Below are 12,117 nucleotides of genomic sequence, written 5' to 3' on the forward strand. Positions count from 1 at the left end.
CGTGGTCCTCCTTATGCCTCCTGCGGCAGCAACCCGCAGGCCCGTGCATCCGCCAGCAGTTGTTCCATCCGGCGCGCCTCGGCCAGCGCCACCTCGCGCCCCAGTGGCGTCAGGTGGTAGTACCGCCGCCGCTCGTCGTCGTGATCCGGATCCGGCCGCTCGGCCAGTTCCTCGATCAACCCCTGCTCCAGCAACCGTTTAATCGCGGCATACAGCGTACTCGGGCTCAGCCGCAGCTTGCCCGCCGTGCGCTGCTGCACGTCCTGCATGATCGAGTATCCATGCCGGTCGCGATCCGCCAGCGAAACCAGGATGTGAAAGGTGTCCTTATGTAGCGGTAGGAACGCGTCTGCTCGATATTCCATGACTCACTATAGCCGAACCTGCTATAGCCAGAAACCGCACCGTATCCACGCCGATCAGCCGCTTGCCGGTCTCCTTCTTGGAACTGCTCATCGCCCCCTTCACCAGCGCCGCCCGCCCCTGACGCCACTCGCCTGAGGACACAAGTTGGTCCGCATCCGGCGTGAACAACGCCTCCGTGGCCTTGGCGTCGGCGTGGTCGCGCGCCTCCGCATACTGGCGGATCGTGTCGCGAATCGCGGCTTCGTCGGTGGGACTCTGGGCGGAGAGCACCGCCGCAGACATCACGGCGGCGGAAAGGAGAGAAAGAGTGAGGTGGTGCGCCCGCATGGCTCGATTATGGCGCGAAAGGAGGCCAGCGGCGCCGCCGGCCTCCTCTCCGAACAAAACGGACTAGGCTTTCATGGTTTCCAGCACGTCGCCCGTGGCCTGCTCCACCTCGGCATGCAGCGAATTGCCGTGGGCATCCATGGTCACAATCGCCATGAAGTCTTCCACCTTCAGGTGCCACATCGCCTCGGGCACGCCGAAGTCGAACAGGTGGACCCCCAGCACCTTCTTCACGGTGCGGGCATAGAACTGAGCCGCCCCGCCGACCCCGTGCAGGTAAACCGCGCCGCACTCCTTCAAGCCGGCCAGGGTCTTCTTGCCCATGCCGCCCTTGCCGATGACGGCTTTCACGCCGTAGTTCCGCAGCACGTCGGCCTGGTAGGGCTCCTCGCGGCTGGAGGTCGTCGGCCCGGCCGCCTTCACAAACCACTCTTCACCCTGCTTCAACATCACCGGACCGCAGTGATACAGTACAGCGCCGTTCAGATCCACCGGCGGCGGATTCTTCATCAGGTACGCGTGCACAGCGTCGCGGCCCGTGAACATCTCGCCGCGGATCAACACCACGTCGCCCACCTTCAGCTGCCGCATCATCTCCGCGGTCAGCGGCGGCGTCAGGATCACCTCGCGCCCCGTCAGAGGGAACCCGGTCTCCTTCGCCATGCGTTCCACCGGCCGCTCCGGATCCCGGTACAGCCACTGTGTAATCACGCCCGAGGTGGCATCCATCCGGATACCCAGCCGCCGGAACGCCCAGCAATCATAGGCCACCGAGACAAAGAACGACGCGGGCAGCCGGTTGGCCGCCGCTATCTTGCATCCGATCAGCGCCACACCACCGCCCAGGCCCATCGCGCCGATGCCCAGCCGGTTGGCCTCGGCCACAATCTCGGCTTCCAGGGCTGCCAGTTCCGGATTCGGGTTCACGTCGTCCAAGGTGCGGAAGAGCTGCATCTTGGCCAAGTCGTACCCATGCGCGCGGTCACTGCCAATACACACGCCCAGCGCGCCCGGAGCGCACCCCTGGCCCTGTGCCTGCCACACCGCATGCAGAATGCACTTGCGGACACCCGCCAGGTCGCGGCCGGCCTTGCCCAGGTGGTCGAGATCGCAGGGCAGGGAATACTGGATGTTTTTGTTCTCGCAGCCGCCGCCCTTCAGCACCAGCTTCACTTCGATCTCATCGTGCTCCCACTGCTCAAAGTGGATCACCGGAGTCTCTTCGCCCAGGTTGTTGCCCGAGTTCTTGCCGGTCAGCGAATCGACCGAATTCGGCCGCAGCTTGCCCAGCCGCGTAGCCTCCGCCACAGCTTCCTTGATCTTCTTCTTGATCACCAACTGGTTTACGCCCACCGGAGTATGCACGATGAACGTCGGCATGCCCGTGTCCTGGCAGATCGGACCCTGGTCTTCATGGGCCATGTCGATATTAGTGGCCATGATCGAAAGCGCCTGGTGCGACTGTGTGCCCGGGGTCTCCTGTTTCAGGGCGATGCCCATCGCTGCGCGTACGTCGGGGGGAAGATTCGTGGATGTTTGAGTTATTAATTCCAGCAGGCTATTGAAGAGGAATTCCATGACGGTGAGCTCCTAAATGACCAAACAACCATGGTACCCCCCTGGAATGGCCTCCGGGTGTCTGCTACAACGGTGAACATGGCGAAAGCGATCACTGGGGGCTGGCAGGACCGTCGCGCCGAAGGCAAGTCGATTCGCGGGAAAGTGCCGCGCGAGTCTCTGGGCGACTGGGCTCCTTCCGCGCACCGGCCGGATCCGGTCCAACTCATTCTCAAGACCAACTCAGGCCGCCAGGACCGCTACGTCCCCCTCCGCATGGGCCGTATGGCGGAATCTCCCTTCGGCTTCCTGCGCGGCGCCGCCGCCATGATGACCTTCGACCTCGCCGCCGCCGTCAACAGCGGCATCTGCGGTGGCATCTGCGGCGACGCCCACTTCGCTAACTTCGGCCTCTTCGGCACCGCCCAGCGCGACGTCACGCTCGATCTGAACGACTTCGACGAAGCGCGCGTCGGGCCCTGGGAGTGGGACCTGAAGCGACTCTGCGCCAGCATCAACGTCTTCGGCCGCCAGGCCGGACTCCCCCGCAAACAGCGCGCCGCCATCGTCGAACGATGCGCCCGCGGCTACCGCCAGCAGGCGATCCTCCTCCAGGACAAAGGCGCCCTGCACATCTGGTATCTGAATCTCTTCCCCGGGGAAGGCGAACCCCTCGACCGCGTCGATCCCAGCTACCAGGACCTTTTGCGCCGCGCCCTCGACAAAGCGCGCACCCAGAACAGCGACGCGGCCCTCGGCAAACTGGCTGAGCAGGATGCCAAGGGCGCCTGGCATCTGAAGCTGGCGCCGCCGGTACTCAGCCGGGTCGACGGCAAAACCCGGAAAGCCGTCGAGGAGGCCCTGGGCGCTTACGTCGAGTCCCTGCCGCGCGAACGCCGTGGCCTGATGCGGCACTACCGCATCGCGGACGTGGGCCACCGCGTCGGCGGAGTCGGCAGCGCCGGAGTCCGCAACTATGTCGTCCTGATGTTCGGAGCCTGTGCGAACGACGCCCTGGTCCTGCAGGTCAAGGAAGCGACCCCGCCCGTCCAGGTCGACCATCTCCCCGCGTTGCCGCCCGACCTGGCAACTCACGACGGCCGCCGCGTAGTCTACTACCAGCGCCTGATGCAGGCCTCGGGCGACATCCTCTTGGGGTGGACCTCAGTGGGCGACCGGCCCTTCTACGTGCGCCAGCAGCGCAATCTGAAAGGCCAGATCCCGGTGGAGCGTTTCGACGCCGGCAACTGGCAGCGCTACGCCTACACCCTGGGCGGCCTCCTGGCCCGGGCCCACGCCCGAAGCGGCGACATCGCCCTCATCGCCGGCTACTGCGGCAGTTCCTCGATTCTGGACGAAGCCATGGTCCGTTGGGCCGAAGCGTATGGGGACCAGACCGTGATGGATCATGCATTGTTGGTGGAGGCGATCCAGAAGAAGAAGGTAAAGGCGCTGGCGGGGTAGCCCCGCGTCCGCAAGAGGACCCGTTTCCCTCGGATGATCCTGGAAGTCCCTTTGCTTGTGCCGTCCGTGAAGGGCAGCCAGCCGCCCCCGTCACCGCCCCGTCTTCGTCAACCCCCGCCGGATCGCCGAATCGAAGATCTCCTGGATCCGCGCGTTGAACTCCGCGGAAACCCTGGCCTGCATCACGTTCACCTTCCCCTGCTCGGCATTCACCTTGTGTTGTTCCTCATTCACATGGCCCTGCTCCGCGTTGACCTTGCCTTGCAGTTCGTTCACTCGCCCCTGCTCCTCATTCACCTTCGCCTGCTGCCGGTTCACCTCTTCCTGGCTGGACGCGCCTGGCGTGGCCCGCAACTCCTTCAGCAGCGCTTCCACCTTCTTCACCGCAGCTTCGTTGCTCTCCCGCGAACCCGCATCGTGAATGCGGTTGAGCAGATCCTGCCGCCGGTTCACCGTCGCTTGCGCGGCATTGACCACGGCCTGCTGCGCATTCACCTTGTCCTGAACCGCGTTGACCTCATTCTGCCGGCCATTCATCTTTCCCTGTAGCTCGTTCACCGCCGACTGCAGCCGGTTCACTTTCTCCTGCTCCGCATTCACCTTCTTCTGCGGCTCCATCGCCTGTTCAATTTCGTGCAGAACACCTTCATCCGTGATCACATACTCGCCGCCGCTCTGGCGGAACCAGGCGAACCGGTTGCCAAACCGCGACCGCAGATTCTCCGGACTGGCCGGCTCGCTCGAGTCCCAGGATCCGCTCTGCGTGTCGCCCAGGACAATCACATAGCGCCGCAACGCGCCTTCGGATCGCCCGTGCCCAACACGGGAAGACGACGCGGTCGCTTGTTCCGGCGCCACCGCGGCCATCGCACCAGCCGCAATCGAGGTGTTCGAAACAGCACGAACCGTGCGCGAAGGCATCGCCGCCGCCGCCACATAGGCCAGCGGCACCGCCAGCAGGCAGATCAACGCCGCCGCGCCGCGCGGAACCCCCGTCGACAGCAATGTGCTGTTCAGAACCCGGTGGATCCGCGCGTCCGCACTCCCATAGCGCGCCATCGCCGCTCCATGCCAGTTCACTCTCACTCCGCTCTGCATGAACTCCAGCAGCATCTCGGCATAGGAAGTCCGGTCGCGCGTCACCGCCACGGCCGCGTCGTCGCTCACATCCTCGGCCAGACGGACGACGTTCCGGTGCAGCACCCAGCTCAGCGGACTGTGCCAGAGCAGCGCGCGATGCAGCGCCGACAGGAACTGCACCGCCGGATCCCTACGGCGCACATGCGAGCGCTCATGCGCGAGCACGGCATCCAGCTTCGCCGGACCCCACTCGCGCCAGTCCGCCGGCAGCAGGATCACCGGCCGGGCCAGCCCGACCGTGACCGGCGACGCGACTTGCGGTGATTCGCGGACTTCGGTGCCCCCGGCCGTCAGCTCCGTGGCTCGGCTGCGGAGCCTCAACCGGCGCGCCAGCAGCAGACCCATGCCCAGCCGGAAAAGCAGCAGGCTCGCAACCACGACGTACAATCCCGCCAGGGCGCCGCTCCAGTCAATCCTCTGCGCCGCTACGCCGCTGGCGGGCGCGGGCTTGGTCGTTACTCTGGAAACAAAGGCCTCTCTCTGTGGAATGCGATCCAACCTCGCAGCGACAGGAGCCTGCGGGATCGCCACCGGCAGCTTCGGAAGCGCCGCCGTGAACAGCGGCATGGCCAGTGAGCCGCAGACCACGGCAATGCAGGCCGCCAGCCGGATCGAAGGATCCTTCACCCGCAGCAGCCACAGCAGGACGGCTCCGGAGCCGATAAGAACGGAGGAGCGAATCGCCCACTCGATCAGGAAACTTCCGGTGATCATGCTTTCATCTCCTTGCGCGATGCAATCTTTTCCGCAAGCCGCTTCAACTCATCCGGACGCAGCACCCGGTTGTCCACCAGGCCCACCAGTAGCTCCTCGACAGAACCGCCGCAGAAACGGTCGATGAGCTGCCGCGCCGCGTCTACGGCCACGTTGCGCGGAGTGTCGACGGCGCGATACACGAACGTCCGCCCCTCCACCGTGTGCTCGATGTACCCCTTCTCTTCCAGGTTGCGCAGGATCGTCCGGATGGTCGAGTCCTTCAGCACCCGCTGGTCCGCGACACCCTCGCGGCACACTTCCGCCGTACAATCCGGATGCGCCCAGACGTAGTCCATGAGGAACTGCTCAAGAGGAGTAAGCGCGTTGCGCCGTCCGCGAGTGTTAAACATTCTAGTGTTAGAATTTATAACACTTGCGAGAAGCTGTCAAGCCCCGATTCCGGCTGTTCTCCAAAGTTTCTTGGGAAGCCTCCGCTGACCCGTGCGGCAGCTCCACTGATAACGGAAATGCGGCCCGGGGAGTTGTTCCTCCGCCGGGCCGCACACTCCGTCAGGACTTTGATGTGTTCTTACGGGACAAACTTGGTCCCGCCGATGTTGTAGCAGGCGGATGCCACATTGCTGTAGACCGGTCCTGCCTGATTCTTCAACAGGCTGCTGGAGGACAGTAGCGAATCCAGGGAAAGGTTGAAATCGCCCGGGCCGCTGCCGGTCAGCAGGGTCATGAGCGCATCGCTGGGATAGACCTGGCTGACGTAGTCGCTGCCTTGGCTCTTGATGGGCTGCGACAGGACATACAGGTCGTGGATCGTGTTGTCCCCGGTCGTCGAATCATTCAACGTCCCGTAAGTGCGCGTGACGTTCGCCGGGATGCTGCGGGTCGCGTAGTACGACGTGCACTTGTACTCGCATTTTCCGGTCTTGTTATTGCATTCCATCAGCTTCCACGAGCCGACCTGGGAAGGACTCGTGGCCTGCTGGTACAGCCACGCATCCTTGTAGATGAGGGTAGGAAGCGCCTGTAGGTAGGTGCTCTTCTTGGCTGCTGTGTCGAAGGCCGCGACCAGGTTTGGCGAGATGGTCTTCGATGTCTGATACCAGGGACTCGATGTGTCGGCCACCTGCTGCCCGATATAGGACAGCTTGCCCCAGTCGCAGTAGATCGCCTGGACCATCATGTTGTACCCATTTTCCACGTTCACCGCGAACGTCTCCGCCTTGCCGGCCAGGGCGGTCGCCTCGGCGATCGCGGCATATTCCGCGCCAGGCAAACTCTGCGAATCGTCGCCGAACGCGCTGGTCTGCGACGCCAGCGTGAGCGCATCCCCCAGGACGCTGGCCGGATCGTAGAAGTCGCCTAACAGTTCCAATCCCGAGATGGCCAGGTTTAGAATTGCCGACGTGTCGACACGCACCTGCGCCTGGCTGGCACTCAGTTCGGTTTCCGCCAGATCGCCGGCCGCCTGAAACATGCTCAACACCATCGGCGTGGTGCCAGCCGACATGATGCCGCCCACCCAGTCCGGACCCAGGAAACTCTGCACCTGTCCCAGATAGCCCAGTTCCGTACCAATCTGCCCGAGCGCATCCGTCCATTCGGCTTGCGAAAAGCCGTTCGCATTGGCCGGATAAGGGTATTCGTTCTTGTCCAGCTTGTATTCACCAAACTTGGTGGCCTGGCTGCCAAAGTAGTAATACCGGACATCGTACAGATGATCGCCGCTGGGATTGGTCAGCACATTGTTGATCACCTGGTAGCTAAGCTGCTGATAGGCCGCGATGTGACCGGGCGTATCCGTGAGCGGCCATGCTACCGGCTGACTCCAAAGCAGAGGTTCCAGCTCGAACACCCGCCCCTTGCCCTGGGCGACTTGTTCCGCCGATTCATGGGCATACGTCCCGGGGCTGAAGAGGCTCTTCCGGTCGCGCCGCAGAAGCCCTCGGACATACCCGGTCTGCTTCTGCTGCGAATAGACGCTGGTGGAGAAGATGGCCTTTCCGGTCAGTCCCTGCGAGAAATCATCGTCGGAACTCGAGATCAGGGTGTAGGTGTTCTGGACTGATTCCGAAATAACCTTCTGCAGTACGTATTCCGACGCGCCCAACTGTGCCACTGCCTGCCCGAGTTCCTTGTTGGGCAGATAGACGAGTGGCGTGCCGACCGTCGTCAGTACCAACAGATTCCGCGGGCTCTGGTTGGCGCCGGTCAACGCCGTGGCCAGGGCCGTCATCGCCGGATACGCCACGCTGGTATCGTTCGATCCGGTGGGGTAGAACTGCCCACATGTGCCGTCGTTTAGCTTACCGCCATACACGCAAACGCTGCCTCCGCTCCAATTGGAGTCGATGGGCTGGAGACCGAACCGGTCGAGAGTGAGCAGCCAGAAGCCGCCGGCGCCATAGCTCTGATGCGGATTCGTGTAGACCTGATCGTTGATCTGCACCACCGATTTGGAGCGGGACGGATCGTTGGGGGAAACCGTGAACGTGGCCATTTCGCTCGGGTGGAAGGCGTAGTAGTTGTTGTTGTCGTGCAGCAGTATGCCTGTGAGGTATGGCGCGTACTGAAACGGCGCCGCTGCCGTCGTTTCCACGTAATAGTTCTCCGTCGCCTGCCCGGCTTTGGTTTGGCCGGCTCCGATGATCATGTAACCGGAAGGCGAGAGCGTCGCGGGCGTGGCCGAGTAGTCGTTGCCGCCGATGGCGGAGGTGTTCAGACCCGCGGGCGCGGTGCGGCCCTCCATCGTAGTGACGACCACGAGCTCAGCGTTGGAGCGGGCCGCCAGATAGGTCTTCAGGCTGGCGGATTCGTCGAAGCACTGATAGTCCTTCTGCGTGAGTTCGCTGCGATCCAGCACCAGCACCTGCAGCGCGCTATCGCAGTTCGAAGTCTGGATTCCGTCGGCGCCGATTTTGACCACCGGCCCCCCCTTGGTCGGACCCGGCACGACGAAACCCACGGCCGGCGGATATTGCACGGCACTGACGGAAGTGGCGCCCAGCAGCGGCTGCTGCGACCATTCGAAATAGAGCTGTTCCCTTTTCGGCGCCTTGCCGGCCATCAACACCCGCGCTGTCAGCAGATTGCGGCCGGTACGCATTCCGTCGTGGGCGGTCAGCGCATCGCTCTGCACCGTCCGGGTGCGGCCGTTCGGCGCCGAGGACTTGCGCCGCTTCAGCGTGAAGGCATCCGAGATGTCCTTCCCGTTCAGCTTCACCTCAAACCGGGTGCTCTGGTCGTCCGGGATATTGATCCAGACGTGCATCTTGCCGCTCAGCCGCTGGCCCGCGGTAGGAGCTGCAATCACGCTGTCCTTCGACTTCTTGGCGGCTAACTGGCTGTCCGCCGCAAATCCAACAGTGGAGCTCATGGCCAGGCAGAATGACGCCAAAGCGTACATCCGCAGCCGTGAGCGGTTCCCGGGCGCCGCAGTCATGCGGCTCCAAATGTCGTCAGTGAGTTTCTCTCTCATGCCCCTCCAAGTGGCGACCACCTGGAGAAATGTGATCAAAGATCCCGGAGATCGCGGCAACGTGCCGGGCAGCCGTTGAATCATTGAAATTGCGAGGCTTGGGCTTAGATGCATTGAGGGCGGAAAGGACGGGAGGGAGCCATGGGGAGATCAAGACCAACCGGCGTCCGGCCTTCCTCCGAAACGCGGAAAAGGGGAGCCCCGATGGCTCCCCCTCAACCTGGCACGTCAAATTCGATCTTCCGGAATCAGCCGCCGGAGTTCTGTCGTGTCTCTTCCGTCTTCAGATGATCTGTGCAATCAGCTCGCCCGCCGCAAGCGTCTATTCCCAGATTACGTTCCTAAGGATGCACGCGAAGACATTGCCACGCAGCGAGCACCCAGGCGGAGGAACGCCGAAGGGCGCCTGCCCAAGGCCTGCGGATCCCTTCGCCAGGATCCCGTCGCCAACCGTTCACTCCGCCGCGACGGCCGCCTGCTCCCGCATGCGCTTCGGATAGGACGACGTGAAGCGAACCGCCCCATAGATCGCCCCAATCGTCGCAATCGTGCCGACCCCCTTGGGTACGGCTGGAAAGTAGATCCAGAGCACTTCCGCGCAGATACACACCAGGACCGCGCCCGCCCAGGCAGCCGAGATGATCCGATTCGTCTGCAGGAAGCTCGGATTGTTCCACAACTCGGGGCGTACCTCCTCCCGCGCATACTGCAAGGTGAAGGGCTGGCCGATCGCCAGCGAGGCCACGATGATCGCCAGCAGTCCGGCGTCCACCCGCAGGCGAACTTCAGTCACGGTCCAGTTTGCATCGGTGGAATAGGCGGCCGCCGCCAGGCCTGCAAACAGCAGCACGCTGCTCAGCTCCAGAAGTTTGACGGATTGCTTGCCGCTGAGAGCCCTGGCCGCTGTCAGGATAACCGCCGCGATCGCCGCACAGACCAACCCCATCACCGAACCGCCCAGGTTTGAGACGGCAAAAAACACCACAAAGGGCGCGTAGCCCAGAAGAATACCCATAATTGTTGCCTCCAGTGCGCAGCCCCTCCAGAATTCCATCGCTTAGAAGCTGCGCACCGGAATAGTGGTGGCCGGACCCGAGAAAGTGATCATCGCCGCCCTCTGTCGGAGGTAAGGATGGCGTTTCAGTCACTCTGAACTCGAGCGGCCGCTGCTTCACGGGGACAGGCGAATCCACGACACGCCCCGCTTCCAGGATGCTCTGGCCCACATTGCCTCGTCGGGCTCCTGTCGGCGGTCACTTCAGTTGCAGGCCGCATCCGCCAACTTCAGCAACAGAATCCACGGGAAACGCGGCAGCGAAAGTCTTCAGGCCCACAGCGCGTCTCCCTGTCACTCCGCCAACACACCCAGCTCCTCTCGATCCAGATCGTGCACCACCGCACAGGAGTTATCGAAAACCATCGTCGCCCCCTTCTCCAGGGCAAACGCCGGCCACTCCGGCAACCCGCCATGATTCGGATTCCCGCTCCGGGCAAATCGCACCCAGGCGTCGCTCACCTTCTCAGCCAGCGCCCGAGCCGCCGCGCCCCCACCCGTCGCCGGATCGCACCGGTCGGTATTCGCGAACACAAACGGCAGCTCGGCACAGTGGTACGACCGGATCCGCCCGTCCAGCACCGGAGTGTTCCACGCGAACACGTACACATACACCGGAGCCGCCCCCTGCGCCGCTTTGGCGGAAGCCTGCTGGAGAACGCACTGCCGCATGCCCGAAGACTGCCAGAGCGCGAACAGGTCGCAAGGCTTCGCTAATGGATGCCCGCGCCGCAGCGCCTCCAGCACACGCGCCCCTTTCACCGCCCCATGCCCCTTCGTGATCGCTTTCGCCAAATCATCCATCGTGTAATCTTCGAACTCCGGCCAGAGCCAGCCGATCCCAAACTCGGTTCGCGTGGAGCCCACCAACAGCGGGACTTTCGCAGAAACAGCCGGTGCGCCTCGCACAAACGGGGATTCCGGCAGAATCACGCCATCCACCGTCGGGGCCCAAGGCATCAGCTCCGCATGTCTTCCGAACTCGAGCGGCTTCGAATAGTCCGGCGGCGGATACACGGCCTTTGCCGCAGCCAGGCCGGCCTGGATGATCTGTTCGACGGGCAACGTCTGAATGCGAGCCACGTCTGCCGCGCGCAATCCCAACTCCTTCAGCACCGCCTCGGCCAGTTTCGTCGTTTTCTCAGGGCCCGGCATGTAGAGCATTGAGCCGCTCTGCACAATCGCCTTGTGGAACAGGCCCGCGGCGCGCGGCATGGCCATCAGCGCCGTCACCTTGCCGCCTCCGCCGGACTGTCCGAACACCGTCACGTTGCCCGGATCCCCACCAAAGTTCCGGATGTTGGCCCGCACCCACTCCAGCGCCGCGACAATATCCAGTAGCCCCACATTGCCGGACTCGGCGTACGGGGCGCCGCCCAACGCCGCGAGATTCAGAAACCCCAGGGCGCCCACCCGGTGATTCAACGAGACCACCACCACATCGCCCCGGCGCGCCAGGTTCTCCCCGTCGTACGTCTTCATGTCCTGGGCTGACCCGGTCGAAAAGCCCCCGCCGTGCAGCCACACCATCACCGGCCGCTTGCGCCCGTCCAACCCCGGCGTCCATATGTTGACTCGCAGGCAGTCCTCGTTCGGAAATCCGTCGTCCCACTGGTAAACGAAAGCGACTTCATCCTTATCCCAGTGCGGCCTCGGCTCCTGCGGACAGACATAGCCGTAGGTGAGCGAGCTGCGGACGCCCTTCCAGGGCTCGGGTTCGGCCGGAGGCCGGAAACGCCGGGCTCCGCCGGTGGCGGCGCCATAGGGGATCCCTCGAAAAGTCGACACCCCGCGCCGCACAAATCCGCGAACCTTACCCGCCTCGGTCTCCGCCACCGCGGCTCCCTTGGTAGCGACAATCGAATCGCCCTCCGGAACCCGGGAAGCCACCGGGACCGCCGAACCCATCGCCAATCCGCCGGCCGTCTTCAGCCACGAGCGCCTGCCCGACAACATCAGCCACCCCCTTCGGAAAGTCGGAATGGCCGCAGTTTAACACTGCGAAGTCTGAAAATCTTGC

The 12,117-nt window shown here is 63.6% G+C and carries 9 protein-coding genes; 1 reads left to right on the forward strand and 8 read right to left on the reverse strand.

The window, feature by feature from the left end:
* Nucleotides 1-11 precede the first annotated feature (11 nt).
* The 3 genes from IRI77_RS35120 to IRI77_RS35130 all read right to left on the reverse strand — a co-directional run bounded on the left by IRI77_RS35120 (nucleotide 12) and on the right by IRI77_RS35130 (nucleotide 2,271).
* A complete protein-coding gene (locus tag IRI77_RS35120) occupies nucleotides 12-365 on the reverse strand; it encodes a PadR family transcriptional regulator (RefSeq protein WP_194449578.1) in 354 nt (117 codons plus the stop codon).
* Nucleotides 328-693: a YybH family protein gene (locus tag IRI77_RS35125; protein WP_194449579.1), complete on the reverse strand. Its 366-nt coding sequence runs from the start codon at nucleotides 691-693 to the stop codon at nucleotides 328-330. The genes IRI77_RS35120 and IRI77_RS35125 overlap by 38 nt, the downstream gene beginning before the upstream one ends.
* 63 nt (nucleotides 694-756) lie before the next feature.
* Nucleotides 757-2,271, reverse strand: a complete 1,515-nt coding sequence (locus IRI77_RS35130; RefSeq protein ID WP_194449580.1) for a FumA C-terminus/TtdB family hydratase beta subunit — start codon at nucleotides 2,269-2,271, stop codon at nucleotides 757-759.
* 57 nt (nucleotides 2,272-2,328) lie between these two features.
* Here IRI77_RS35130 and IRI77_RS35135 point away from each other — a divergent pair, with 57 nt between their 5' ends.
* Complete coding sequence (locus tag IRI77_RS35135; RefSeq protein WP_228486484.1) at nucleotides 2,329-3,714, forward strand: DUF2252 domain-containing protein; 1,386 nt, start codon at nucleotides 2,329-2,331, stop codon at nucleotides 3,712-3,714.
* Nucleotides 3,715-3,804: 90 nt separating this feature from the next.
* Here IRI77_RS35135 and IRI77_RS35140 read toward each other — a convergent pair whose 3' ends face one another.
* From IRI77_RS35140 to IRI77_RS35160, 5 genes are all read right to left on the reverse strand, one after another.
* Nucleotides 3,805-5,568 (reverse strand): M56 family metallopeptidase, encoded by a 1,764-nt coding sequence (locus IRI77_RS35140; protein WP_194449581.1) that lies wholly within the window; start codon nucleotides 5,566-5,568, stop codon nucleotides 3,805-3,807.
* A complete protein-coding gene (locus IRI77_RS35145; RefSeq protein WP_194449582.1) occupies nucleotides 5,565-5,960 on the reverse strand; it encodes a BlaI/MecI/CopY family transcriptional regulator in 396 nt (131 codons plus the stop codon). The genes IRI77_RS35140 and IRI77_RS35145 overlap by 4 nt, the downstream gene beginning before the upstream one ends.
* Nucleotides 5,961-6,139: 179 nt before the next feature.
* Nucleotides 6,140-9,043 (reverse strand): hypothetical protein, encoded by a 2,904-nt coding sequence (locus IRI77_RS35150; RefSeq protein ID WP_194449583.1) that lies wholly within the window; start codon nucleotides 9,041-9,043, stop codon nucleotides 6,140-6,142.
* A gap of 454 nt (nucleotides 9,044-9,497) precedes the next feature.
* Nucleotides 9,498-10,058 carry a hypothetical protein gene (locus tag IRI77_RS35155; RefSeq protein WP_194449584.1) on the reverse strand — a complete coding sequence of 187 codons (561 nt, stop codon included), beginning with the start codon at nucleotides 10,056-10,058 and terminating at the stop codon, nucleotides 9,498-9,500.
* A 333-nt stretch (nucleotides 10,059-10,391) separates the two neighbouring features.
* Nucleotides 10,392-12,053, reverse strand: coding sequence for a carboxylesterase/lipase family protein (locus IRI77_RS35160; RefSeq protein WP_194449585.1), 1,662 nt, complete (start codon nucleotides 12,051-12,053; stop codon nucleotides 10,392-10,394).
* Nucleotides 12,054-12,117 lie beyond the last annotated feature (64 nt).

It is taken from the genome of Paludibaculum fermentans (assembly GCF_015277775.1).
GTDB lineage: Bacteria > Acidobacteriota > Terriglobia > Bryobacterales > Bryobacteraceae > Paludibaculum > Paludibaculum fermentans.

Coding starts and splice junctions, on each gene's coding strand:
- IRI77_RS35120 (WP_194449578.1), bottom strand. CDS start 365: ATGGAATATCGAGCAGACGCGTTCCTACCGCTACATAAGGACACCTTT.
- IRI77_RS35140 (WP_194449581.1), bottom strand. CDS start 5,568: ATGATCACCGGAAGTTTCCTGATCGAGTGGGCGATTCGCTCCTCCGTT.
- IRI77_RS35160 (WP_194449585.1), bottom strand. CDS start 12,053: ATGTTGTCGGGCAGGCGCTCGTGGCTGAAGACGGCCGGCGGATTGGCG.
- IRI77_RS35125 (WP_194449579.1), bottom strand. CDS start 693: ATGCGGGCGCACCACCTCACTCTTTCTCTCCTTTCCGCCGCCGTGATG.
- IRI77_RS35130 (WP_194449580.1), bottom strand. CDS start 2,271: ATGGAATTCCTCTTCAATAGCCTGCTGGAATTAATAACTCAAACATCC.
- IRI77_RS35145 (WP_194449582.1), bottom strand. CDS start 5,960: ATGTTTAACACTCGCGGACGGCGCAACGCGCTTACTCCTCTTGAGCAG.
- IRI77_RS35150 (WP_194449583.1), bottom strand. CDS start 9,043: ATGAGAGAGAAACTCACTGACGACATTTGGAGCCGCATGACTGCGGCG.
- IRI77_RS35155 (WP_194449584.1), bottom strand. CDS start 10,058: ATGGGTATTCTTCTGGGCTACGCGCCCTTTGTGGTGTTTTTTGCCGTC.